Here is a 25,754-nt window from a genome sequence, read left to right as displayed (position 1 = left end):
CGCCACCAGAGCGGCGGATCTCCTCCGCTACGTACACTGCCGTCGTCGTGCGCTGGGCGCGCCAGTTCCCCGCGCTCCTGGGCCGGGGGATGCAGTCGCCGTACCGGCGCGTCCCACCCACCGGCAGGCGCGCTTTCAAGGGGCGCGGGGAACTGCGCGACCAGCCCCCACCCACTCGCACCAGACCAGAAACCAGAAACCACAGACCACAGACCACAGATCCGAAGCCACCCACCACAGGCCCCGTCCGCCCCTCACTCAGTCACATCAATCCCCACCCGATTCGTCTCCACCCCCGCCGCAGTAACCACCTGCACCTCAAGCCGTCCAGGCTCCACATCCACCGGCACCGGCACCGTGAGCACCGCGTCGGACGGATTGCTGAATCCCCCAGCCACCGGAACAAGCGGCACATGCACATGCACCGCCCCGATCCGCACCACCATCCGCGACAACCGGTCCGCCGTCCCGGCCCCGGGCGGCACGAACCCGGCCCCCCGGATCTCGATGTCGTCCCCAGTCCGAATCGGCGCGTCCAGATCGCCCGCCTCCCGAGCCCGCACGACCGACAGAATCACCGGCCGCCCACCCTCCGCGTACTTCCCTGCGACATAGGTGGCGGCCGACACGAGTACCACCAACGCCAGCCCCCACGGCAGATCCGGCAACTGTTCGGGCCGCCGCGCGAGCCGTACCGCCGCGAACACCAGGGCGACCGCGGTGATCACCACGTACTGGGTGTCCGCGAAGCTCCCCCGCCCCGAGTCATCGGTCAACAGGTCCGCTGCCCTGGGCCGGTCGGCCCGCACCTTCTGCAAGCGCTGCCCGAGAACCCGCAATCCCACAACCCGCCGCACCAACACGGCGATCCCGCACACCACGCCGAGAACGGTGACAACCCCCGCTCCCCGGGCTAGGTCAAGCCCATCGATCAACGCGTCCCGCTCGGCAGGCGAGGACGCCCCCGCGAGCCGCCCCGCCAGCACCAAAACGGCATAGACGACGAAAAGCACCCAAACAACCGCCACCGCACGAGAGGTGGACAGCCGGTTGTCCTCCCCGATCAGCGGCGCCAAGACCCCACCCCGCGCCCGATGGAGCCAAGACGCGCCGGTCAACAACCCGCCCACAACCACCGCCGCGAGCAACCCCACCGTCCGGGCATTCGTCCACCCGGCCCCGATCGCGGTGAGCGCCTGGACCAACAGCAAGCACCCCACGATCCCCCACACCGCGACAGTCGTACGTCGCCACACGAACCCCAGCCAGACCTCCCCCTCGGCCCGCCCGCGCTCGGCGACGAGATCAGCGGACTGCGTCAACTCGTCCGAAACCCACTGCCGCGAGGCCCCGGCCGAGTGCGCGACAGCGGCGGGCAACCCACGCCCGGACGCCAATTCGTCCCGCTTGGACAGAAATTCGGCAACGGCCCGCCGATGCCCCTCACGCGCCCCATGCGGACAGTCCCCGCAGGTGCAGCCACCCCCGTGCGCGCCCCGACCGGCGCCCCGCCCCGCGCCCTGTTCCGCGCCTTGTCTAGCCTCCTGCACCGCCACGCCCGCTGCCGCCTTCCACACCGCTCCGCCGAACCATCACTGACCGCACGCCACACTCATACGCCACATACATCACGACCGCATTCCAGTCGGCCACTGACCCCGCCCCAACCGCGCACCCGCCCGCGGCACAGCAAGCCCTACACACCCCTTCGCCACCCAGCAGCCCCACACGACAGCCCTACGCGACAAACCACCGCACAACAAGCGCGCACGACAACCCACCGCACAACAGCCCGCACGACAACCCACCGCACGAGAGCCCGCACGACAACCCACCGCACACCTGCCCGACCGCACATCCGCCCAGCCGCACAACTGCCTCACGACGAAAGCGCATTGTGCCGTACCCCACACCCCCCGCACCCGCCAGGTCAGGTCAGCGCGGGTGAACCGCCCACCCCCGTGTTGACCCGGCTGCGAGAATTTCCGTATGGCCGAGATCATCCAGCGCGACGGGACCTGGGCCTTCGACGGCAGCACGGTCCGGATCACACCGGGACTCCACCGCTCCGTGCCGCTGTTCCGGCAGACGTACGGAGAGATCGCCGTGCCCCTCGAAGCCGTCGCGGGCGTCGTCTACGAACCCGAACGCAAGCGCGGCCGCCTGCGCCTGAGGCTCCGCGAGGGCGCCGACCCACTGCTCCAGGCGACCGGCGGCCGCCTTCCCGACGCGGCCGACCCCTACCGGCTGACGGTGGACATCGACCGCTCCGGCGTCGCCGAGTACGTAGCGGAGGAGATCCGCCGCGCCATGCTCCTCGAACAGATCCCCAAGGAGCCGACCAAGTCCTATCTCCTCCCCGGCCCGCCCGTCCCCGTCTCGGTCCGCTCCAGTGACGGCACGGTGTCCTTCGACGGCGTCCAGGTCCGTATCGACTGGAGCGACACCTCGGACCGGGTGAAGCGCGCGACGGGCCCGCGCATCATCGACATACGGGATCTCGTGCAGGTGGAGTGGCTGCCCAACTCCGGTTACGAGGACGGTTTCCTGCGCTTCCTGACCCGCGAGACCGTGTTCTCGAAACTCCCGCCCGAGAAGGACCCGTACGCCCTCGACCTCTGGGGCAGCGCCCGCCGCGACCTGCTCACGGCCCTCGTCGCCACCGCGGTCACGGCCCGCCTCCCGCACCCGTCCATCCGCGCCGGCGAGTACGTCCCCGGTGACCCGCCCCGCATCCCGGGCCCGCGCCAGGACGGCACACCGCCGCAGCTGACGCAGGAATCCCAACAGCCGCAGCCCCAGCCGGACCACCACGACGTACTCCTTCGCCGCCTGAGGGAGTTGGGCGAACTGCACCGCGACGGCGTACTGACGGACGAGGAGTTCGCGGCGACAAAAGCCGCCGTGCTCCGTGGCTTCTGAGACAAGCCGCCGGCGCTTCTGAGGCAAGCCGCCAGAACGATCGTTCAGAACAGCGATGACACCTCAGGACAGCGCCGACCCTTCGAGAAAGCGACGACCTTCAGGAAAGCAGATCCGGCTCGCTGCGGCTGATGTCCTGCCACAACGGCTGGTAGTTGATCCACGCCACCAGATCCCCGCCGAGCTGCTCGCGCGTCGCCACCGCCTGCCTGTGGTCGATCAGCACCGGCCGCCCCGCCGCACGCGCGGTCAGCTGCACCTGGCACGACCGTTCCATCGACAGGAACCACCAGGCCGCCGCGTCCACCGAGTCGCCGACGGTCAGCAGCCCGTGGTTGCGCAGCACGAGCGCCTTGCGGGAACCGAGCGCGGCGGCGATCCGCCGCCCCTCCTCCGCGTCCACGGCGACGCCCGAGTACGCGTCGTACAGCGCGTGGTCCTCGTAGAACGCGCAGCTCTCCTGCGTGATCGGATCCAGCAGATCGCCTAGCGCGGACAGCGCGCGCCCGTGCACCGAGTGGCAGTGAGCGACCGCGACGACGTCGGGGCGGGCGGCGTGCACCTGGGCGTGCACCGTGAACGCCGCCTGGTTCACGTGGTAGCGGCCCTCGATCACCTGCCCGTCCTCGTTGGCCATGACCAGATCGCTGACGGTGACGTGCTTGAAGGGCATCCCGAACGGGTTGACCCAGAAGCAGTCGCTGAACTCCGGGTCGCGCGCGGTGATATGACCGGAGACCCCGTCCTCGAAACCGAGCCGCCCGAAGATCCGCAGCGCCCCCGCGAGGCGTTCCTTGCGATGCCGCCGCTCGTCGTCGAGCGACTCGTGCATGGGCGGCATGGCGAACCGCAGCTGTTCGGTGGGAAGGGGCAGGGGCGGCGTGGGCCCGTGCATGTGTCCTCCAGTCCTGAGGGACGGACTCCTTACGGACTCCTTTACGGTTTACGGGCGGGAAGTTACCGTCGGTCAGCGCAGGAGAACAGAGGATGTTCGTGAAGAGAGTGCACAACCGTTGTACAACATTGCACAACCGTTGTCCGGGGTCGCTGGTCTGCCTGACTGGAGCCAACTAACCGGTCGGGCCATTTGTACCGACGCCCCTGGAGGACCCCCCGTGCGCAGTCACCCCCCTACGCTGCGCGGACCGAGCCCCGCGCCCGCACCCCCCACCCGCTCATGCCCCGCCCCCGCATGCCCCACCCACTCATGCCCCATCCACTCATGAAGAGAACCGAGCGCCTGATCACAGGCGTGCTCCGACAGGTCGCCACCCGCGACGTGGTCGTCCTGGACGACCTCGGCGGATCCCCACGCCGACTCGCCGCGCTCACCTACATCGCCGTGCAGTACGGATTCCGGTACGAGGAGACGAGCCGACTCGGCCCGACACTCCAGGTCCGCCTGGTCCGTGACTGCCGGCCCGAGGCCCGCGAGCGAAGTACCGCCGCCCTCGGCCGCCTCGCGGACGGCCGCGCCCCCGGCATGCGCCCCGGCACCCTCAAACCCCTCCCGGACGTGGCACCCGCGGTCGGACTGATCAGGGCCCGCATCGAGTTCGACGCCCTGGACGACGACCTGGACTGGCGCCGCAAGGCCGTCTTCATGACCGCCAGCGCGGCCCTCATGGCTCTGCTGCTGATCCCCGCGGGCTGGCGGGCCTCGCTCGCCGCGAGCGCCACGATGGCCGCGGTGTTCGCCGTCTTCCTGCGCCTGGAGGTGGTACGGAAGGACCGGCTCGCGCGCCGGCTGAAGGCGGCCGGACTGATCTGAGGCCCATCCGCACAACCGCAGCCCACCGCCCCCACATCGACGGCCCACACAACGGCGGCAGCACAGCGACAGCCACACAACGACATCCGTGCAACGCCATCCGCCGTAAGACGACAGAAGGTGTCCGGTATCGGCGCGAGACTCGTCTCATGACGTCGAACTGGGCAACTTTCACCACCGCGGAACCGGACCTCGCCAAGCTGGTCGAGGACCGGTTCGCGGCGTTCACGCACCACATCGTCGCCACCCTCCGCAAGGACGGGTCGCCCCGCACCAGCGGGCTCGAAGTCCGTTTCCTGAACGGCGAGTTGTGGCTCGGCATGATGCCGGACTCCCGCAAGGCGCTGGACCTGCGCCGCGACCCCCGCTTCGCCCTGCAGGCCAATCCGGGTTCCGGCACGGAGATGGCGGGCGGCGACGTACGGATCGCGGGCCGGGCGTTCGAGGTCCACGAGCCGGGCGAGCGGGCCCGGTACACCGAAGAGGTGGAACCGCCGGAGCCGTTCCACCTCTTCCGCACCGAGTTGACGGAGGTCGTACGGACCTACGTCGAGGACGACACGTATCTGGTCGTCGAGATCTGGAAGCCCGGAGAGCCGGTGCGCACTCTCAAGCGGAAGTGAGCCCCGCGGAAGTGAGCCCCGCGGGAAGCCCTGCCCGAATCACTCCCACTCGATGGTGCCCGGCGGCTTGCTCGTCACGTCGAGCGCGACGCGGTTGACATCCGCGACCTCGTTCGTGATCCGGGTCGAGATCTTGGCCAGGACGTCGTACGGGAGGCGCGACCAGTCGGCGGTCATCGCGTCCTCGCTCGACACCGGACGGAGCACGATCGGGTGGCCGTACGTCCGGCCGTCGCCCTGGACGCCCACGCTGCGCACGTCCGCGAGCAGCACGACCGGGCACTGCCAGATGTCCCGGTCGAGGCCGGCCGCGGTCAGCTCCTCGCGGGCGATGGCGTCGGCGTCGCGCAGCAGGTCGAGCCGCTCCTTCGTCACCTCGCCGACGATGCGGATGCCGAGGCCGGGACCCGGGAAGGGCTGGCGCTGGACGATCTCGTCCGGCAGGCCCAGCTCCTGGCCGACCATCCTGACCTCGTCCTTGAAGAGCTTGCGCAGCGGCTCGATGAGTTGGAACTCGAGGTCTTCCGGCAGCCCGCCCACGTTGTGGTGGGACTTGATGTTGGCCGTGCCCGTACCTCCACCGGACTCGACCACGTCCGGGTAGAGGGTGCCCTGCACGAGGAACTCGACGGCCTCGTCCGAGCCGCTCGCCTCGGCGATGATCTCCGCCTGCGCCTGCTCGAAGACCCGGATGAACTCCCGGCCGATGATCTTCCGCTTCTCCTCGGGGTCCGAGACGCCCTTGAGCGCGTCCAGGAACCGCTCCTCCGCGTCCACGACCTTCAGCTGTACGCCGGTCGCGGCCACGAAGTCCTTCTCGACCTGCTCGGTCTCGCCCTTGCGCATCAGACCGTGGTCGACGTACACGCAGGTCAGCTGGGAGCCGATGGCCTTCTGTACGAGGGCCGCGGCGACCGCGGAGTCCACGCCACCGGACAGACCGCAGATGGCCCTCTTGCTGCCGACCTGCTCACGGATCGCGGCGACCTGCTCCTCGATCACGTTGCCGGTGGTCCAGGACGGGGTCAGGCCCGCGCCCCGGTAGAGGAAGTGCTCCAGGACAAGCTGGCCGTGCGTGGAGTGCATGACCTCTGGGTGGTGCTGGACCCCGTACAGCTTCTTCTCGTCGTTCTCGAAGGCCGCGACCGGGACGACGTCCGTGGAGGCAGTCACGGTGAAGCCTTCCGGGGCGGCGCTGCACGCGTCGCCGTGCGACATCCAGACGGACTGCTCGTCGGGGGTGCCCTCGAAGAGGGTGGAGCCGGACTTCGAGACGTGCAGCTGCGTACGGCCGTACTCGCGGGCGCCCGTGTTGTCGACCGTGCCGCCGAGGGTGGTCGCCATCAGCTGGAAGCCGTAGCACATGCCGAAGACGGGGATGCCGGACTCGAAGATCGCGCGGTCGAGGCGGGGGGCGCCCTCCGCGTACACCGACGAGGGGCCGCCGGAGAGGATGATCGCCGCCGGGTTCTTGGCGAGCATCTCCTCGACCGGCATGGTGCTCGGCACGATCTCGCTGTAGACCCGCGCCTCACGGACTCGGCGGGCGATGAGCTGGGCATACTGCGCACCGAAGTCGACGACCAGGACGGTGTCGGGGGCGGCGGCAGCGGGGGACGCTGATGGCACGGCTTGCCTTCCGGCGGTTTAGCAGGGCTGTGGTACTGAGTCTAACTGGGTGCTCGGAGATGGTGTCCCGTAACTGGGGGCTCCGCCCCCAGACCCCCGATCGGCCTGGAAGACGTCCCGCTCCCGTGTATCTGGAAGGCGTCCCTCCTCCCAGTATTTGGAAGGTTTCCCCCTCCCATGCATACTGGCCCCATGCTCACGCACCAGACCTTCGTCTTTACCTATGGCAACCGGCCCACCGGCTGCCATGGTCGTGCTGCTTGAGCAACTGACAAGCGACTTACCAGGCGCCCCGGGCCGACAAGGCCCGGGGCGCCTGACGTTTCCGGACCTTGCCGCTCCGGGGCACCCCACTCGAAGAGGAGCCCCACCATGGCCGACGTAGTCGACAGGACCGGCGCCCGTACCGACGAGGCCGCCGACGTGATCTCCGGTGCCCGTGAGCGCATCGACACGCTCGACGACCGAATCATTGGTCTCGTCCAGGAACGCATGGCCGTCTCGGCCGTCATCCAGGAGTCCCGGATCGCCTCCGGCGGCCGCCGCGTGAACCTGTCGCGCGAGATGGAGATCCTCGCCCACTACAGGGACGCGCTGGGCAAGCCGGGTACGTCGCTCGCGATGACGCTGCTGGAACTGTGCCGGGGCCGCATCTGAGTCCCGCGTACTCATGTGCGCGTGCCCTCTCACCCGTACGGCGCGTGACCGCCCCACGGCGGGCTTCGTTGGTCCCGATGTCCGTGCCAGCCAGGGGCGGGCCCGAACAACCACGCGTGGCTCCGCTGGAACGATGAGGCGTACGGACGTGCGTCGTGGGACCTCGTTCCAGAGAAGTGACCGGACGGCAGGGGACAGCAGCCCGGTCACCCAAGAGAAGGTCGGCTCCGGGGACGCCCGGAGCCGACCGGCGGAATCTGTGCAAGGACGGTCGAAATGGTTGCGAAGGCCGCAGCCCATCCAGCACGATGCCTAGAACAACCCCGAACCCCCAACCCCCAAGTTCCAGAGCAGAAAACCGCATTGCACCACCTGACTGCCAATGGTCGATACCACACGCGCTCCCCTCACGCGCCGGGGCGCCGACCGGCGGATGAACCATCAAGCGGCGCTACCCCCCGGCGCCGCTCCCCAGGCACCGGCGCTGCCCTGACGTCGGTGCTGACCAAGAAGGGCCCCGTGGATCCGTCCCACGGGGCCCTTCGCCTGCCTCAAGTACCTCTCCAGGAAGGCGGATTCGGCGTGGGTCGCCCCTTGTCGACAATGCCATGGACACACGTTCCCCACAGATTGATCTCATGTTTCACACAGGGTGACCGTACTGCCGCGCTCCTCCTCATGGGCCTCACCACGCACCGCGCTCCCGACCCGTGCCGGTGTGGCGGTGGACTGCCCCGGGGGGAGGGGACGACATGAAGATCGCGTTAGTCATCAACAACGCCTACGGCATCGGCGGCACCATCCGGTCCACCGTGAACCTGTCACGAGCCTTGGCCAAGCGCCACGACGTCGAGGTCGTCAGTGTCCACCGGGTGGCGGACGTTCCGCAGCTGTCTTTCGACCCACGCGTGAAGCTGACCTGGCTGATCGACATGCGCGAGGACAGCCCGACGTACGAGGGCGATCACAAGCTGACCCGGCAGCCCTGCACCATGTTTCCCGACACCGGTGCCGCGGCGAACTCCTCGCGACTGCCGTACTCCGCCCTGCAGGACGAGCGCATCGGCGGCTGGCTGCGGCGGACCGAGGCCGACGTGGTGATCGGGACCCGGCCCGACCTCAACGGTTACCTCGCCCGCGACGGACACTCCGGCTACCTGCGCATCGGCCAGGAGCACCTGAGCCTCGACGCGCACAACGCCACGCTCCGCCGCCACCAGAACAGAGCCGTGGCCGGGCTCGACGCGTTCGTCACCGTCTCGGAGGCCGACGCCGCGCAGTACCGGGCCGCGCTGCCGGACGTGGCGACGCACATCCAGTGCATTCCCAACGGCGTCCCGGCACCCGCCGTCGAGCCGTCGGACCACCGCTCGAAGACGATCGTGGCAGCCGGGCGGCTGGTCTCCGTGAAGCGGTACGACCGGCTGGTCGACGCCTTCGCCAAGGTCGCCGACGCGCACCCCGACTGGACTTTGCGCATCTACGGGCGCGGTCCCGAGAAGCCCAGGCTGCGCCGACGGATCGACGAACTCGGCCTCTACGACCGCGTCCTGCTCATGGGACCGGTCTCCCCCATCGAGACCGAATGGGCCAAGGGTGCCGTCGCCGCCGTCTCCTCCGACATAGAGTCCTTCGGCATGACCATCGTGGAGGCCATGCACTGCGGCGTCCCGGTCGTCGCCACCGACTGCCCGCACGGCCCCGGCGAAATCATCACCCACGGCGAGACCGGCCTCCTGGTTCCCCTAGACGGCGGCATCGACGCCTACGCCGACGCGCTCGCGTCCCTGATGTCCGACGGCGCCGCCCGCGAGCGCCTGGGCCGCGCCGCCCGCGAGCACGCGCTCTCCTACGCCCCCGCCGCCATCGCGCGCCGCTATGAGGAGCTCTGCCACGACCTGTACCGCAAGCGCTACCGCGAACAGGCACGGGAGGGGACCGGGCGGGCCGCCGCTCGGGCTCGGCGCTTTCCGCTTCTGGGCCGCCTGCGCTCGGCGCTGCGCGGCCGGGCCGCCCTCGCCGCTCCCGGGGCCGGCCCGGCCACCGCGGGGTCCGCGGCCGCCGGATCGGAGGCGGTCGCCTCGGCATCCGGGACCGCCGACAGCCCAACGGCATACGCCCGTTCCACCGAGGAGGGCGGCATCGTCGTACGGCTCGACGCCAAGACCCTGCCCGGTGGGCAACTCGACTTCGTGGCGCGGCTGCGCCGTGATTCCAAGAAGCGGGAGATCAGGGTCCCGATACCTCTCGTCGCCACCGCGGCGAACCTCGGCGACATCCGCGTGGCCCTGAGCCCCGCCGTGCACGCACTCGCAGAGGGCCGCTGGGACTGCTACGTGGTGACACGCGGCTCCGACACCCGATTCCGCCTCCGCTCCGGCCTCACCGAGCGGGCCCGCCTCGTCGGCCGCTTCCCGCTGCACACCGGCGACTCCGACACTGAAGGAGCCGAAGTGTCGGCCTGGCTGCCGTACGCGACCGCCGACGGTTTCCTCGCGCTGCGCACCTGGCAGCGGCCTGCGCATGCCGAGGTCGAGCGGGTGCTCGTCGGCGAGTGCTGGGCCACCGTCACGGCACGACTGCTCGGCGAGGGCGCGGGCACACCGTTCGACGGAGCGTGCGTCGTCGCTGTCTCCCGCGAGGCGGAGGCCCACGACTTCACGGCTCCGATCGCCCGACTACCGGACGGGCGCTTCGAGTTCACCATCCCGTACCTCTCGGCGCTGGCCCGCCGCACCGTCGAACACGACCTCTGGGACCTGCGCCTGCGCCGTACGGCCACGGCCGCCCCGGTCCCACTGGGCCGGATCGGCGGCGACATCGTCGACCGCAAGAAGACGAACGTCTTCCCCCCGGTCCACCTCGCCCACCCGGAGCGCGGCGCTACGCGCGTCAAGCCGTTCTTCACGACGACGAACGACCTCGCGCTGAGCGCCCGGGACACGGAGGATCACCAGGAGTGACCCGAGTCGATCCGTTCCGTGTCGCCCTGGAACAGGTGAGGCACATCCCGCCCGAGTGGCGCTGGCCGACACCTGAGGAGTACGGGCCTGCCTGCGTGCCGTGGACGGCGCGCGGGCCCGGGTGCTGTATCCGGGCTACAGCCGACCGCTCTGTGACTCAGCCCACATAAGAATTCTGTGAGTTCGAGGACAACCATTCACAGGGGTCACACGTCTCACTTGCGAAACCAACGGCCATACCCGCGCCCGCCACGCGGAGGCCTCCCAAATCTCGTACCGCGACACTGCGGTACACCGGACTTTCTGAGGTCTTGATGAAGCTTCGCCGTGCCATGGCCGCTGCGGCCGCGACGGCTGTCATAGCTCCGCTGGCGCTGCTGTCCGCACCGGTCGCGTTCGCGACGGAGGAGACCGACCCGACCGCCTCCACCTCCGAGAGCGCGTCGCCGTCGGCGTCGACGTCGGAGTCGGAGAGCGCGTCCGCCTCCGCGTCGGCGTCGGCCTCCGAGTCGGAGAGCGCATCCGCCTCCGCGTCGACGTCGGAGTCGGCGAGCGCGTCAGCGGTGCCTTCCAACTCCGAGAGCTCCAGTGCGTCGGCCTCGCCGAGCGAGTCGGACGACAACGGCGACATCGGCGACGAGCCGTGGAACCCGTACGAGGACTGCAAGTCCTTCGACCTGGACGAGAAGCTCACGGCCACGCTCACCGGTCTGCCGAACAAGATCGTCGCCGGCTCCGGCTGGGACGAATTCAAGTTCGTGGTCAAGAACGACTCCGGCAAGGACCTCGAGAACGTCTGGGTCGAGGCGTTGACCGAGTACTCGGATGACACGAACAGCGACTCCTCGCTGCTCATGGATCTCGCTGAGATCCAGGTCAAGGAAGACGGCAAGTGGACCAGCGGTTACCAGGACTCCTTCGGGGACGAGGACGGCGACTTCGTCCTCACTGGGAGCTTCGTCGCCACGCTGGGCGCCTTGGAGAAGAACTCCACGGCCACGCTGGACCTCCGGCTGCGGGTGAAGGCGTCCGCCCCGGCGGGTTCGTCGTTCGCGCTGAGCCAGGCGGTGTACGCGGGCGAGGACTCCGCCTGCTACGGCAACGGTGACTTCTACGACTTCACCGTGCTCGCCGCGGGCACCAAGCCGGGCGATGTCGCCGATGTCAAGCCGAACGGCAAGAAGCCCAAGGGCATCGACGGCACGAAGCCCCAGGGTGAGGTCAACGAGATCGACGGCAACCTCGCCGAGACCGGCTCCAGCTCCGCCCTGCCGACCATCGGTCTCGTCGGCGGTGCCGCCATCGTCGCCGGTGCCGGTGCGGTGTTCGTCGTCCGCCGCCGCAAGGCCGGCGTCGGCACCGACGCGTAAGGCGTAACGCTTCACGCTTCACGCAAGAGACGAAGGACCTGCGCTCGGAGGGGGGCGCAGGTCCTTCGTCTTGTCTGAGGACCGCCGGGGACTGGTGGGGACTGACGGGGGCTGGTGGGGACTTACGGGGGCTGGTGGGGACTGACGGGGGCTGATAAGGGCTGGTAGGGGCGGCTCATTTCTTCGGCGGTACCGTCGGCATCCCCAGGAACGGCAGTCTCAGCGCGCCGAAGGCGTCCGCGGGAACTGCGGGTGAGTGGGGCTCGACCGGCTTCAGGCGCTCGTACGCGGCTCCCGGCGCCGGACGCGGGTCCGCCTCGCCCTTGTTGGGCCAGTACGACATCGCGCGTTCGGCCTGGGCGGTGATCGTCAGGGACGGGTTCACCCCCAGGTTCGCGGAGACCGCGGCGCCGTCGACGACCGAGATGCCCGGGTGTCCGTACAGCCGGTGGTACGGGTCGATGACGCCCTCGGCCGCGGACGCGCCGATCGGGCAGCCGCCCAGGAAGTGGGCGGTCAGCGGGGTGCCGATCAGCTCGCCGACGTTCGAACCCGCGAAGCCGTTGATCTCCGCGGCGATCGCGGAGGCGCCCTCCGAAGCGGCCCTGATCTGCTTGGGGTTGGGCGCTCCGTGGCCCTGCCGGGCGGTCAGCAGCCCCTTCCCCGCTCCCTTCGGCTTCAGGTACGTCGTCAGGGAGTTGTCGAGGGACTGCATCACCAGGCCGATGATGGTCCGCTCCGACCAGCGGTGGGAGGAGAGTGAGCGGGCCAGGGTGAGCGGGTGCTTCACCGCGTTGGCCAGCCAGCCCAGGACCCTCGACGAGCCCTCCGAGTAAGGGACTTGGATGATCGCCAGGCCGCCCATCGAGTTCGAGCCCTTGCCGTAGCGGACGGGCTCGATGTGGGTATTGGCGTCCGGGTGGATCGAGGACGTGATCGCGACCCCGCGGGTGAAGTCCACCTTCCGCTCGCCGGTGACCTTGCGGTACCGGCGGTTGGTGGTCTGCGCGCCCACCAGGGCCTCGGAGTTCGTACGGGTCAGTGTGCCCAGACTGCTTGATACGTACGGGAGTTGGCCGCTCGCCTTCATGCGGTGCAGCAGGGTCTGCGTGCCGTACGTGCCGGCCGCGAGGACGACCCGCCGCGCCTTGAAGGTCCTGCCCTCGCCCTTGCGCCTCTCGTCGGTCGGGAGCGTCGCGATCGCGTAGCCGCCCTGCGAGTCGTCGGTGACGGACACGACGGTCGTCATCGGGTGGACCACCGTGCCCGCCTGCTCGGCGAGGTAGAGGTAGTTCTCGTTGAGGGTGTTCTTCGAGCCGTGCCGGCAGCCGGTCATGCACTCGCCGCACTCGTTGCACGCCGTGCGGGCCGGGCCCGCGCCGCCGAAGTACGGGTCGTCGACCCGCTGTCCGGGCTCGGCCTTCACGGTCCCGTCGGCGTCGTCGCCGTCGCCGAAGAAGACGCCGACCGGTGCCATGTGGAAGGTGTCGCCCACGCCCATCCGTTCGGCGGCCGCCTTGAGATGCACGTCCGAGGGGGTCGTCGTCGGGTTGAGCCGCACGCCGAGCATCCGCCGGGCCTGGTCGTAGTACGGCCGCAACTCCTCCTGCCAGTCGGTGATGTCCTTCCACTGCGGGTCCTCGAAGAACGGCTTCGGCGGTACGTAGAGGGTGTTGGCGTAGTTGAGGGAGCCGCCGCCGACGCCCGCGCCCGCCAGCACCATGACGTTGCCCAGCAAGTGGATGCGCTGGATGCCGTACATGCCGAGTCTCGGCGCCCAGAGATAGTTCTTCAGGTCCCAGGAGTTCTTGGGGAGCGTGGCGCGGGTGAAGCGGCGGCCCGCCTCCAGCACGCCTACGCGGTAGCCCTTTTCGGTCAGGCGCAGGGCGGTGACGGAGCCGCCGAAGCCTGAGCCGACGACGATGACGTCGTAGTCGTACCCGTCGTCATTCCGGTCGTGGACAGAGTTCTCCTGTGACACGTGCTCTCCTCATTGAGAACTGGTGCGGTCTAGCGGAAGCGCAGCGCCTTCATCACCTTCAAGCTTCGGCTCATGAACTGCGCGTACTTCTCGTCGTCCATCCCCAGCGACGGCGCCATCGGCAGCAGTCGCTGCTGGGCGACGGTCTGGGCCTCGGTGTACTTGAGGATGCCCTCGGAGCCGTGGCGGCGCCCCAGGCCGGAGTTCTTCATGCCGCCCATCGGCGACTGGACGCTGCCGTACGCGGACGCGTAGCCCTCGTTGATGTTGACCGTCCCGGTACGCAGCCGGGCGGCGACCTTGGCGCCGCGGCGGCCGTCCTTCGTCCAGACCGATGAGTTGAGGCCGTACGGCGTGGAGTTGGCGCGCTCGACCGCCTCGTCCTCGTCCTTGAAACGGTAGATGGAGACGACCGGTCCGAAGGTCTCCTCGTTGCAGACGGCCATCGGCGCCTCGACGCCGTCGAGGATGGTGGGCTCGAAGAAGTACGGGCCGATGTCCGGGCGCGCGACACCGCCCGCGAGGACGGTCGCCCCCTTCGCGACGGCCTCCTCGACGTGCCGGGTCACGGTCTCCAGCTGGCGCTCGCCGACCAGCGAGCCCATCTCGGCGCCGTAGGAGAGGGACTTGCCGAGGCGCATGGCCTTGGTACGGGCGGTGAACCGCTGCACGAAGGCGTCGGCGATCGACTCGTGGACGTACAACCGCTCGACGGAGATGCACAGTTGGCCGGCGGACGAGAAGCAGGCGCGGACCGCGCCGGCCGCCGCCTTGTCGAGGTCGGCGTCCTCGAGGACCAGCATGGCGTTCTTGCCGCCGAGTTCGAGGGATGCGCCGATCAGACGGGCCGCCGCGCCCTGGGCGACCTCGCGGCCGGTGCGGGTGGAGCCGGTGAAGGAGACGTAGTCGGCGTGCTTGACGAGCTCCGGGCCGATGACCGGTCCTTCGCCGAGGACGACCTGGAAGACGTCGGCCGGCAGGCCCGCCTCGATCAGCAGGTCACGGGCCCAGAGGGCGGTGAGGCAGGTCTCGGTGTCGGGCTTCATCACGACCGCGTTGCCTGCGGCGAAGGCGGGCAGCGCGTCGCCGACGGACAGTTCGAGGGGGTAGTTCCAGGGGGCGATCTGGCCGACGACACCGCGGGGGTGACGAAGCTCCGTGACCTTGGTCAGGGTCGGGACGGCGCCGGTGTGCCGCTTGGGCCGCAGATACGAGGGGGCCATGCGGCCGTAGTGGCGGGCGGTCACGGCGACCACCTGCACCTCCTCGTGCGCGTGCAGGCGGGCCTTGCCGGTCTCCAGCTGGATGAGGTCGAGGACCTCGGCCTGGCGGGCGACCAGCAGGTCGTGGAAGCGCAGGAGCACGGCGGCGCGCTGCCTGACGGGCGTCTGGGCCCAGACGGACTGGGCCGCGCGAGCCCGCTCGAAAGCCCGCTCCACGTCCTCCGGAGTGGACTCCGGCAGGTCGGCCAGCTTCTCACCGGTGAACGGCATGTGGTTGGCGGTGCGGCCCGAACCGACCACGCCACGAGTGAGCTGGGCGATCAGCTCCGGTGTGACCACGTCGGCGGCCGTGCGGGCGCCCTCGGGGGCGGGGGCGAGGGGGTTCGTACCGGTCTGTGCCGGAGCCTGTTCCGTCGCTTGCGAGTCCGTCATGAGCGGCAGGGTATGCCCGGGCCGGGCGCTTTGGGTACCCGGCGGTAACAGGGATTCACGGAGTGCTCACACGGCGCCAGTGATCACTGGCAACGAATGGCCTGATCAGTGGGTTGTACGGCGACGATCAGCGCCCGGCCGAAACATCGGCGCTCGGCGACCACTCCCTCGTCTCCCCGATCTCGAGACGCCCGCGCGCCCCCTTGAACACCGCCGTGCCCCGTTTCTCGTTCGCCGTCCCCTTCGGCATGTCCACGCGCAGCTCGTACATCCGGTTGTCGTCGGTGAGGATCATCAGCTCCATGACGCGGTTCGGCGTGCCCTTGTTGACATAGGTGGTGTCGACGAGCACGGCCTCGTACCCGTGGAAGGACGTCGGAGTGAACCGCGACTTCGACTCCCCGAATCCCGCCCAGGCGTCGGCCGACTCCTTGGCCTCGTCCATCGGCGAGCGCGGTGCCTCGTCCCACTGGGTGAGGCGGACCTGGATGATCTGTTCGTTGTCGTAGATCGCCGTTTGCGGGTCGTCGTCGGCGCCGCCCGGCTCGCTGACGCGCTCGTACTGCCCGGGGAGGGAGAGGACGGCGTTCAGCTCCGTCTCCTCGTGGGCGATCCAACTGTCCTCGGGAGAAGGGGAGTTCTGGCCGTCATCGGGGGAAGGCGAGCTCCGGCCCGCCGTGATGGGCGCCGACGGACTGCCCCCTGCGGCGGCTGCGTCGCCGTCGTCGTCGGTGAGCGAGGTGCCGAGCCAGACTCCGCCCGCTATGAGGACGGCGCCGGCGAGCGTGCCCGCGACCAGGCGGGTAGTGGAGCGCTTGCGCTTGGGGGGTACGGCCTCGGGCAGGTCCCGCGAGGTGCGCGCCGGCGTATCGGGCACCCTCGCCGGGGTGGGGGACTCCGACCTGTCGGGCGCCTCGTCCGGATCCGGAGTGGAGGACCCACCGAGCTGTACGGTGCCCGCGTCGTCCGCGAACTCCCGCAGCGCTGAGGCATCTTGGGGAACCGCCGGATCCCGCCTCGGTACGGGCCAGCCCTCGGCCACCGCCTCCAGCGCGGCCGTGACCTCCTTCGTGTCCGGTCTCTGGGCCGGGTCCTTCGCCAGGAGCCGTACGATCAGCGGTCCAAGTGGCCCGGCCTGCTTGGGTTCCGGCGGGTCGGCGGACAGGATCGCGGCGAGGGTGGACTCCAGCGTCGTACGGCGGAACGGGGACCAGCCCTCGACGGCGGCGTACAGCAGAACACCCAGGGACCACAGGTCGGAAGCGGGCCCGGCGCCGCGCCCCGACATACGCTCGGGCGCGATGAACTCCAGCGAGCCGACGAACTCGCCGCTCGCCGTGAGGGATTCCTCGCCCTGGATGTGGGCGATCCCGAAGTCGGTGAGGATGACACGGCCATGCTGTCCGAGCAGCACGTTGGCGGGTTTCACGTCCCGGTGCACGATCCCGACCGCGTGCGCGGCGTCGAGGGCGCCCACGACGGCCAGCCCGATGCGCGCGGCCTCGACGGGCTCCAGGTCGCCCCGCTGCAACACCTCGTCGTGCAACGACCTCCCTCGGACCAACTCCATGACGATCCAGGGGAGTCCGTCCTCGACAACGACGTCATGGATGGTGACGGCGGCGGGATGCTCGACGCGCGCGGCGGCCCGCGCCTCGCGGTAGAGCCGGTTGGCGGCCCGCTGGTGGGCGGCGTCCTCCGGATCTCCGGGCAACCGCGGCTGCTTGACGGCGACTTCACGCTCGACGAGCTCGTCGACGGCCCGCCATACGGTTCCCATGCCACCGGAGCCGATGCGCTCGGCCAACCGGTAACGGCCGCCGATCAGACGCCCCGCCTTGCTACTCATGTCACATGATTACCGTGCGGGGTCGGCCCTTGTCGATGCCGGCCAGGGCCTACCCGCCCGCCACATCCTTGTCCGCGTCCTTCACTTCCTTCCGCCGTTCCACCGCGGTCGGGCTGCGGCCACGCAAAGCGACACCCCGGAACCATCCTCACCACCGGGCCACCGCCGACTCCGCGCACTGATGACCACGCTCCGGGCCCCGTCACCTCTTGGGTAGGTTCCAGCCCTTGGGAAGGGCCCTGTGCTTGGGCAGCGCCGTACGTCCCACCGCCGCCGCGAGCTTGCGCAGCCTGCGCCAGTCCATGGGCGGCTTGGTCTCCGGAACGCCCGGCCGGTTCCTGGGGACGCGCACGCGGAGGGCGCCGGGCTCGATGCGGCACCGTACCGGCGTGGGAAGGACGAGGGCCTCGCCGTCGACACCCGCCTCGATCTCGGGGCGGTCGGCGTCGACGACCACCTCGCGGGCCGTCAGCACCGTGAGCCCGGTGGAGTGGCGCCCCAGCAGCAGCGCCGCGGCCTCGGCGGCGCTCTCGACCTTGATGCCGAGGACGCCCAGCACACCGGACTCCAGCCGCTCGCGGTACCCGAGCCCCACCGGATCGTCCATGCGGTACGGGTTGTTGCTCACGAGCAGGGCCTGGGGCGCGTCGATGACGGCCGCCCCTTCGGTCGCCCCGGTATCCCCGGCCTCCCCGATCCGGGCGGTCAGGCGCGGTCCGCGCTGATGCGTGAGCAGCTCCGGCAGCAGCTCCAGCGTCGTACGCACCTTGTCGTCCCGGTACTCGGGGCTCTGCACGACCGCCGCGTACGCCCCGAACGAGGCGTTGTTGACGAAGGGGTGGCGGTCGGCGAAGCCGAGGTCGACGCGGAGTTCGACCCCGTCGTCGGTGAGCGCGTCCAGGCAGGCGGCGGGGTCGTCCCGATCGAGCCCGAGGTCCATGGCGAAGTGGTTCAGGGTCCCGGCGGAGATGACGAGGAACGGAATCCCGTGCTCGGCCGCGACCGCCGCGACGAGGGCCTGTGTACCGTCCCCGCCCGCGACGCCGAGCAGATCGGCCCCGGCCGCGACCGCACGCCGGGCGAGCGCGGCGACGTCCTCGTGCTGCCCCGGGTCGAGGAGGTGGACGCGCGCTCCGAGCCGCTCGGCCTTGTCCTGCAGCCCGAACCGTTCGACCTTCCCGCCCCCGGACCGCGGGTTCATGATGAGAAAGGGGCTGGCGGGGGCGGGAGTCCGGTACTCGGGCACGCTCACCACATGTGACCTGGTGGTGCTGAGCGCGAACTTCCCGGCCCAGACGGCGAAGCCCCACAGTCCCAGGGAAACGACGGCGACCCACAACAGGTTCGCCGTGGCGAAGGACCCGACCACAGCGGCGGGTGCCGCGAGGACCAGCACCCCGGCCGCGGCCCGGGCCGGGCCGCGGCGGGTCAGCGTCCACCAGAGGGCGGCCACGGTCACCGCCGTACCGAACACCCCGAACACGACGAGCAGCAGGCTCCCGGCACCGGCGTACCCGAGCGGCAGCAGGACAGCCAGCCCGGCGGCCGCCAGGGCACTCCGCGCCGCCCACCGCTGCCGGGCGTGCGCCCGCCCGTCGAGATCCAGACCCATGGCAGCAGTATGTCGTTCCCGGAACCGGCTTGACGTTTCTTTGACCTTGACATCAGACTCCAGCGTCATCTCCACACCACCGAAGGAACATTCGAAACATGAAGAGATCCGCGCTGTCGCGCACCGGCGTCGCAGTGATCGCGTCTGTCTTCTCGCTCGCGCTGATGACCGGTTGCTCCGACAGCGATTCCGACTCCGGCTCCGGCTCCGGCTCGGGCGACAAGGCCGGCGCCAACGAGCCCACCACGGCCGCGAAGGCGCTCAGCGACAGCGAACTGGAGAAGCTGATCGTCACGACGGCCGACGTCAAGGGCTTCAAGGTCGGCCCGGCCGACCAGTCCGACGCGTTCGCCTCCTCCAAGAAGGACGTCAAGGTCGTCGACGAGAAGTGCGCGCCCCTCGCGTACGTCCTCACCGGGTTCGCGCCCGGCGACTCGACCGCGTACGTCAACCGCATGGTCCAGGAGGACCCGACGGCCAAGCCGAGCGCGTCCCCCACCAAGAACATGGAGGACATGACCGAGGAGGAGATGGAGGAGGCGCTGGGCTCGATCACCGACGCGCTCGGTATGACGATGACCATCGTCTCGCTCTCCTCCTACGAGGGTGAGGGCGCCAAGGAGACGATGTCCTCGGTCTCCGCCGCGATAGACGGCTGCGGCGGCGGGTTCACGGCCTCGGCGGGCGAGGAGCCCCAGAAGTTCACGAAGGTCGAGGCGGAGAAGGCCTCCGGGAGCGGGGACGAGTCACTGGCGTTCGCGGTGACCGGTGCCGCCGAGGACGACTCGGTCACCGTGCACGCCGAGGTCGTGCGGCACGGGAACACGGTCGCCACGTACTACGCGATCAGCCTGGCGGCCTTCGCCGATGACGCGAAGGCCGGCGCCTACAACGTACCGGCGCCCATCATCAAGGCCCAGGCGGCCAAGCTCGGCTGAGCCGACGCCTGTTGGGCGACGTTTGTTGCACGTCGCCCGTTGCACTCGCCTGTCGGGCGACGCCTGTCGGGAGGGCGGGGCCGGGTTCACCGGTCCGCCCTCCCCGGGTTCACAGCTTGTTGATGTCGAGGTTCGCGATGGCCGTCTTCGCGACCTCACGACCGCGCTCGGTGAAGTCGCCCTTGCCCGGGTAACTGATCGTCAGCTTGTACATGTCCCCCTTCGAGGACTTGTAGTAGAAGATCTTCAGCTCGCGGGGACGCGGATTCTGAGTGTCGGTCGTCGTGAAGGCGAGCGTGTTCTCGGCGGCCTGCTTGTCCTGGTACTTGGACTGCTTCGGATCGCTCCTGGGCCCTTCGGGCATGCTGAGGTCGTAGCTGCCGCTGGTCCGGAACGCGCCGTCGTCGGCGTACATCTCCGCGGCGGCCGACTCCTTGATCTTCCCGGTGCTGTCCTCCGACTTCTTCGCGAGCGTCAGACCGATCCAGACGCTGCCGCTCCAGTCGGAGTACCTGACCCAGTTCTTGTCCGTGTCGTCGGCGTCCGGCCTGGCCACCTGGTAGCCGGCCGGCACGGCCAGCGTGACGCCCAGCGCCTTGTGTTCGCGCGTCTTCCAGTCGTCCGGCAGCGGTCCCGCGAACGGGTTGCCGAGCGCCAGGAACGCCGCCACCACCGCCGCAGCGACCAGCGCCGCACCGATCCCGATCCACCCCTTGCTGCCGACCCGCCCGGTCCCGCCGGTACGTACCGGCTTGCCGCCCGGACCCGCGATCTGGACGACCTGGGTGGGCGCCGCCTGGGGCGGCTGCGCGGCCTGCTCCAGGAGTTGGCGGACCTGCGCGGCGTTCGGGCGGCGGGCCGGGTCCTTGTCGAGGAGGCCGTTGATGGCGTCGGCGAGCGGGCCCTGGGCCGCGTTGGGCGCGGCCGGCGTGGCGTTGAGGACGGACTGGAGTGTCGCGGGCGTGTTGGTACGGCGGAACGGCGAGACGCCCTCCGTGGCCGCGTACAGGACCACGCCCAGCGACCAGAGGTCCGACGCCGGACCCGGCCGCTGCCCCAACACCCGCTCCGGGGCGATGAATTCGGGCGAGCCGACAAAGCCTCCGGTGTCCGTCAGGTTCGTCTCGCCCTCGATCTGGGCGATGCCGAAGTCGGTGAGGACGACACGGTCGTTGCGGCCGAGCAGTACGTTGTCGGGCTTGACGTCCCGGTGCAGGATGCCGGCCGCGTGCGCGGCCTCCAGAGCGCCGAGGACGTCGAGGCCGATTCTCGCCGCCTCGCGGGCCCCGATCGTGCCCTCCTGCAACGCCGCACCGAGCGAACGCCCCTGCACCAGCTCCATCACGATCCACGGCTGGCCGTCCACGACAGCCACGTCGTGCACGTTCACCACCGACGGGTGGTCGAGCCGGGCCGCGGCGCGTGCCTCGCGGCGCATTCGCTCGAAGGCGTTGGAGCGTTCGCGTTCGGGAAGATGGTCCGGCAGGCGAGGCTCCTTGACGGCGACCTCCCGGTCCACCGTCTCGTCCTTCGCCCGCCATACGGTGCCCATGCCGCCGTGGCCGAGCTTGCCGAGCAGCCGGTAGCGGTCGGCGATGAGTCGACCGGTGCCGGGGTCCTGAGGCGACTCGGACGTTTGTGGCGCTTGTGGTGCTCGGGCTGCTTGTGGTGCTTGGGGCTGCGGTATCTGTGGCGTCTGCGGTATCTGCTGTTCGGGCACGACCTGAGTGGGTGCCGCGTACGGGTTGCCGGGGTACGGAACGCCAGGGGTGCCGGGGACCCCACCGGACTGCTGCTGCCCGGGCACAGCCGGACGCGGCGGTTGCAAACCGAAACTGGTTGGCTCGTCGGATCCGTAGGGGGCTCCCCCGTTGCTGCTCATGGGTCCATCCCTATCGCGGCAAGGGCTTCGGGTTCCACCCCGGACGCTTTCCAGTCACAGACCCGTGACGCAGGGCGTTACTTATGTTCCTTTTAGGACTGTTCCGTTTACGAGGTCGCACGGCTCACGAAGTGGCGCGTACGAACGTGTCGACCGCGACGTCGAAGTACTCCTTCGCCTCCCGCGCCTTCCCGACCGGAGCCGACACCCACACGTCGTACATCCGGCCGCCCTCCTCCCAGCACAGGTCGTACGTGTGCCGCGCGCCCTCCGCCTCGCTGTAGCCGTTCCAGGTGAACTCCCAGAGGGCGGCGGTCCGTCCGGCGTGCGTGGTCTCGGTGACCCGGCCGTCGCGGTAACCGGGGTTCGTGGACGGCCCCTTGGCGTCCGAGCGCCCCATCACCGCGAGCGGCCCGCCCGGCTCCGGGTCGGACACCTTGATGCCGAGGCGAAAGGTTTCCCCCTCCGACACGTAGAAGATCCGCTCGCCCTGCGGATCGCGCGTGAAACCCTCCGGCACGGCGAGCGAGAAACCGCCGGGGTCCTGGGCGAGGCGGTAGCCGGAGGGCACGGTGCGGGCGACAGGGGAGGGCGCGGGCTGCGAGCGGGTGACGGTGACTGTGGGCGCGGGGCTCGCTGTCGGGCTGGCCGTCGTCACCGAGGTCGTACGGGACACGGAGACGGAACTCGTGGGCGGTGTAGGCCCGTTGTCGCCGTCGTCCTTCATCAGCAGGGCGGCCGCCGAGACGCCCGCCCCGGCCATCGCGGCGACCAGCACGGCGGCGAGCAGCACATTCCGCATCGAGGACGTCGAGGATCCCAGGGACGCCGAGGACTCCGACGACGTCGTCACGGGCGATGCCGGGTGCGTCGGCGCAGGCGCCGGCTCCCGCCTCGGCGCGTCCCGGTCCCGCTGCGTCGGCGTGTACCCGGGCGGCACCGGCGGCGTACGGCCCGTGTCGAGAAACGCCCGCAGCAACCGCTCGGCCTCCACCGCGTCGAGCCGCCGTTCGGGATCGCGCTCAAGGAGCCCTCGTACGACCGGAAGCAGGGGTGCGGCAGCCGCGGGCGGACGTATCTCGTCGACCACCACCGCGTGCAGTATCCCGCCCAACGAGTCGCGGCGGAACGGCGATTCGCCGCTCAGAGCCGTGCAGAGCAGCGCGCCCAGCGACCACAGGTCGGACTCGGGCCCGGTTCTGACCCCGGACATCCGCTCGGGCGCGGTGTACTCGGGCGACCCGACGAACGACCCGCTCTCGGTGAGCGTCGTCGCGCCCGCCACCTGCGCGATCCCGAAGTCGGTGAGCACGACGCGGCCCTCCTCGGTGAGGAGCACGTTCGCGGGCTTCAGGTCGCGGTGCAGGACGCCCGCACCGTGCGCCCTGCGCAGCGCGCCGAGAAGGTCAATCCCCATCCGGGCCGCCTCGGCCGCGTCGACGGGCCCGCGCCGGGAGATCCGCTCGGCGAGCGAGCCGCCCTCGATCAGGTCCATGACGATGTAGGGGCGTTCGTCCTGCTCGACGACGTCGTGCACGACGATGATGTGCGGATGCCGCAGCTGCGCGACCGCGCGCGCCTCACGCAGGGTGCGCTCGCGCTGCAGCCGGGACTCCTCCGCCGAGAGCGACGTGTCGAGAGCGAGCTCCTTGACCGCGACCTGCCGGCCGAGCAGTTGATCCGTGGCCCGCCATACGATGCCCATGCCGCCCCGGCCGAGCCTGGCCTCAAGCCGGTAACGGCCCACGATGACGCGGACGTTCTCCCCCTCGGTCCCCATGAGCCCCATCATGCCGCACCGGAGGAAAACCCTCCGGGACGGTTCGGCCGGGGTGGCCGACAAGCGACGTATGCGACGAGTACGCAGCCGTCCCGGCGGTCACTGTGCTGTCGCCGGATGGGCGGTGGGTCGGCGCCGGATGGGCGGCGGGTCGGCAGCAGATGGGCGGTGGGTCGGCCCGCCGATCGGCCCTGGATCGGCCCGGGATTGGGCCCAGGCCGTCACTGGGCCGGGGGCCGCCATCCGCGCAGGATCGCGTCGAACTGCTCCCGTGCGGTGTCCCAGTCCGCCGCGGGCGCCGACATGTAGATCACGTACTCGACGCCGTCACGGCCGAGATAGGCCTGCTCGATGGCCCGGCGCGGACCGGGGAACTCTGTGTCCTTCGGCAGTGCGGTCCAGGTGAAGTCCCACAGCGCGCCCGGGCGGTCGCGGAAGGTGTTGGCCTCCATGCTGACCCGCCGGTAGTCGCTCAGCCGCGTCAGCAACTGCTGCTCCAGGTCGAGCAAGTGCGCGTGCGGGCTGTCGAAGTCCGGGGAGTCGTCCATGGCGACGCGGACGAACTGCTTGCCGTTGTCGGGCGTGTAGTCGATCTGGCTTCCTTCGACCTGCCGCTGCCAGCCCTTGGGCAGGACGAGGCTGAAACCCTGGACGTCGTTGACGCGTTCCCAGCCTTCGGGGATGCCGCCCGGCTGGGTCTCGTTCCCCTGTTCCCCGCCCGTCGGGGACGACGAGGGCGACTCGGAGGACGGCGGCGGCGAGGGAGACGTGGACGAGGAGGGCGACTCCGTCGACGTCTTGGTCCCCCATCCGTCCGCGTACAGCATCGCCGCGGCTCCACCGCCGCCGACCAGCGCCGCCAGGACCACGACGAGGACGAGGGAACGGACCCGGCGGCGCTTCGGCGGGCCGCCGGTCTGCTGGTGCACGGTGGCGACGGCGGGATCGGGCGCCGGACGGCCGTGAGCGCCGTAGGTGCCGTGGGGGCTTTGAGCGCCATAGGTGTCGTAGGGGCTTGCGGGGGCGGGGACGTGAGGGCCCGACGGGGTGGCGTAGGCGTCCGAGGCGCCCTGGTCACTCGGGGGTCCATAGGCGTCCGGCGTGCCCTGGCCCTGGGATCCGGATCCGTAGACGCCCTGTGCGCCTTGGGATCCGGGCCCATAGACGCCCTGAGTGCCCTGAGACCCATAAGTTCCGTGAGCGCCTTGGACTCCTTGGGCTCCCTGGGCTGGCTGGGCTGGCTGGGTGCCATGTTCGTTGGCCACATGTTGCGTCGGCACATAGGCCTGCGCCGAACTCGGCGCCCGTCCCTCCGCGGCCTCGGCGAGCATCTGCTCGGCCTCATCCGCTCCCGGCCGCAGGGCGGGATCCTTGTGCAGCAGCGCGGTGATGACGGGCGCGAGCGGACCCGCGTTCCGGAGCTCCGCGGGCTCCTCGCCGACCACGGCCTGCATGGTCGTCAGCGGTGTGGTCCGCCGGAACGGCGACCTCCCCTCGACCGCCGTGTAGAGCGTCGCGCCGAGCGCCCACAGGTCCGCGGAAGGACCCGGATCATGACCGCGGATGCGCTCCGGCGCCAGATAGTCCACCGAGCCGACGATCTCCCCGGTGCGCGTGATGGTCGTGTCCCCCTCGACCTGCGCGATCCCGAAGTCGGTGAGCAGGACGCGCCGGTCGTTGGAGATGAGTACGTTGCCGGGCTTGACGTCACGGTGCAGTACGCCGGCGGAGTGCGCGGCCCGCAGCGCGCGCAGCACCCACAGTCCGACCCGGGCCGCCTCCTCGGGCTCGACGCGCCCCGACTCCTTGACCGCGTCGGCGAGCGAGTGGCCCTCGACCAGCTCCATCACGATCCAGGGGCGGCCGTCGTGGTCCAGCACGTCGTGCACGGTGACGACGGCGGAGTGGTTGATCCGCGCGGCCGCGCGCGCCTCGGCCCGGGTACGGGCGAGCAGGATGGGCCGGTCGCTCTCGGAGACGTAGAGCGCGGCCGTCAGCTCCTTGATCGCGACGGCACGGTGCAACACCTCGTCGTGCGCCCGCCACACCCGGCCCATGCCGCCGCTGCCGATGGAGTCGACGAGCCGGTAGCGCCCCGCCAGAAGCAGGCCCTGCATCTGAT

General features: G+C 70.2%; 17 protein-coding genes. 7 read left to right on the top strand and 10 right to left on the bottom strand.

Annotation, left to right across the window (positions count from 1 at the left end):
- Window positions 1-254: 254 nt before the first annotated feature.
- Complete coding sequence (locus ACTWQR_RS11600; protein ID WP_443226900.1) at window positions 255-1,556, bottom strand: hypothetical protein; 1,302 nt, start codon at window positions 1,554-1,556, stop codon at window positions 255-257.
- 433 nt (window positions 1,557-1,989) lie between these two features.
- Between ACTWQR_RS11600 and ACTWQR_RS11595 the strand changes: the two genes are divergently transcribed.
- Window positions 1,990-2,922, top strand: a complete 933-nt coding sequence (locus ACTWQR_RS11595) for a DUF4429 domain-containing protein (protein WP_443226899.1) — start codon at window positions 1,990-1,992, stop codon at window positions 2,920-2,922.
- A 100-nt stretch (window positions 2,923-3,022) separates the two neighbouring features.
- On the opposite strand, the gene ACTWQR_RS11590 is transcribed toward ACTWQR_RS11595, so the two are convergent.
- Entirely contained in the window at window positions 3,023-3,817 is a 795-nt protein-coding gene (locus ACTWQR_RS11590; RefSeq protein WP_443226898.1) for a class II aldolase/adducin family protein, read from the bottom strand.
- Between the two features lie 327 nt (window positions 3,818-4,144).
- On the opposite strand from ACTWQR_RS11590, the gene ACTWQR_RS11585 reads away from it, so the two are divergent.
- Both ACTWQR_RS11585 and ACTWQR_RS11580 read left to right on the top strand, forming a co-directional pair.
- On the top strand, window positions 4,145-4,693 hold the full coding sequence (locus ACTWQR_RS11585; protein ID WP_443226897.1) for a hypothetical protein: 549 nt from the start codon (window positions 4,145-4,147) through the stop codon (window positions 4,691-4,693).
- Window positions 4,694-4,842: 149 nt separating this feature from the next.
- A complete protein-coding gene (locus ACTWQR_RS11580) occupies window positions 4,843-5,316 on the top strand; it encodes a pyridoxamine 5'-phosphate oxidase family protein (RefSeq protein ID WP_443226896.1) in 474 nt (157 codons plus the stop codon).
- A 39-nt stretch (window positions 5,317-5,355) separates the two neighbouring features.
- On the opposite strand, the gene guaA is transcribed toward ACTWQR_RS11580, so the two are convergent.
- On the bottom strand, window positions 5,356-6,945 hold the full coding sequence (guaA, locus tag ACTWQR_RS11575) for a glutamine-hydrolyzing GMP synthase (protein ID WP_443226895.1): 1,590 nt from the start codon (window positions 6,943-6,945) through the stop codon (window positions 5,356-5,358).
- A gap of 372 nt (window positions 6,946-7,317) precedes the next feature.
- On the opposite strand from guaA, the gene ACTWQR_RS11570 reads away from it, so the two are divergent.
- From ACTWQR_RS11570 to ACTWQR_RS11560, 3 genes are all read left to right on the top strand, one after another.
- Window positions 7,318-7,602, top strand: a complete 285-nt coding sequence (locus ACTWQR_RS11570) for a chorismate mutase (protein ID WP_443226894.1) — start codon at window positions 7,318-7,320, stop codon at window positions 7,600-7,602.
- A gap of 752 nt (window positions 7,603-8,354) precedes the next feature.
- Window positions 8,355-10,565: a glycosyltransferase family 4 protein gene (locus ACTWQR_RS11565; protein ID WP_443226893.1), complete on the top strand. Its 2,211-nt coding sequence runs from the start codon at window positions 8,355-8,357 to the stop codon at window positions 10,563-10,565.
- 314 nt (window positions 10,566-10,879) lie between these two features.
- Window positions 10,880-11,935 carry an LAETG motif-containing sortase-dependent surface protein gene (locus ACTWQR_RS11560; protein WP_443226892.1) on the top strand — a complete coding sequence of 352 codons (1,056 nt, stop codon included), beginning with the start codon at window positions 10,880-10,882 and terminating at the stop codon, window positions 11,933-11,935.
- Window positions 11,936-12,110: 175 nt separating this feature from the next.
- On the opposite strand, the gene ACTWQR_RS11555 is transcribed toward ACTWQR_RS11560, so the two are convergent.
- The 4 genes from ACTWQR_RS11555 to ACTWQR_RS11540 all read right to left on the bottom strand — a co-directional run bounded on the left by ACTWQR_RS11555 (window position 12,111) and on the right by ACTWQR_RS11540 (window position 19,032).
- Window positions 12,111-13,916, bottom strand: coding sequence for a GMC oxidoreductase (locus ACTWQR_RS11555; protein ID WP_443226891.1), 1,806 nt, complete (start codon window positions 13,914-13,916; stop codon window positions 12,111-12,113).
- 29 nt (window positions 13,917-13,945) lie between these two features.
- The gene (locus ACTWQR_RS11550) at window positions 13,946-15,571 is read right to left on the bottom strand and encodes a succinic semialdehyde dehydrogenase (RefSeq protein ID WP_443226890.1); all 1,626 of its coding nucleotides are present in this window, start codon (window positions 15,569-15,571) and stop codon (window positions 13,946-13,948) included.
- Between the two features lie 127 nt (window positions 15,572-15,698).
- Complete coding sequence (locus ACTWQR_RS11545) at window positions 15,699-17,420, bottom strand: protein kinase domain-containing protein (protein WP_443226889.1); 1,722 nt, start codon at window positions 17,418-17,420, stop codon at window positions 15,699-15,701.
- Between the two features lie 202 nt (window positions 17,421-17,622).
- Entirely contained in the window at window positions 17,623-19,032 is a 1,410-nt protein-coding gene (locus ACTWQR_RS11540; protein ID WP_443226888.1) for a diacylglycerol/lipid kinase family protein, read from the bottom strand.
- A gap of 98 nt (window positions 19,033-19,130) precedes the next feature.
- Between ACTWQR_RS11540 and ACTWQR_RS11535 the strand changes: the two genes are divergently transcribed.
- Complete coding sequence (locus ACTWQR_RS11535; RefSeq protein WP_443226887.1) at window positions 19,131-19,970, top strand: hypothetical protein; 840 nt, start codon at window positions 19,131-19,133, stop codon at window positions 19,968-19,970.
- A 109-nt stretch (window positions 19,971-20,079) separates the two neighbouring features.
- Here ACTWQR_RS11535 and ACTWQR_RS11530 read toward each other — a convergent pair whose 3' ends face one another.
- The 3 genes from ACTWQR_RS11530 to ACTWQR_RS11520 form a co-directional block, all read right to left on the bottom strand.
- Window positions 20,080-21,852, bottom strand: coding sequence for a serine/threonine-protein kinase (locus tag ACTWQR_RS11530; protein ID WP_443226886.1), 1,773 nt, complete (start codon window positions 21,850-21,852; stop codon window positions 20,080-20,082).
- A 124-nt stretch (window positions 21,853-21,976) separates the two neighbouring features.
- A complete protein-coding gene (locus ACTWQR_RS11525; protein WP_443226885.1) occupies window positions 21,977-23,632 on the bottom strand; it encodes a serine/threonine-protein kinase in 1,656 nt (551 codons plus the stop codon).
- Window positions 23,633-23,853: 221 nt separating this feature from the next.
- On the bottom strand, window positions 23,854-25,749 hold the full coding sequence (locus tag ACTWQR_RS11520; RefSeq protein ID WP_443227022.1) for a protein kinase domain-containing protein: 1,896 nt from the start codon (window positions 25,747-25,749) through the stop codon (window positions 23,854-23,856).
- Between the last annotated feature and the right edge of the window lie 5 nt (window positions 25,750-25,754).

Origin of the sequence: Streptomyces sp. 2A115, from assembly GCF_052245575.1 — a bacterium.
In the GTDB taxonomy this organism is placed as follows: domain Bacteria; phylum Actinomycetota; class Actinomycetes; order Streptomycetales; family Streptomycetaceae; genus Streptomyces.
The sequence above is the reverse complement of the archived record's forward strand: the minus strand, read 5'-3'. Positions and strand labels throughout refer to the sequence as shown.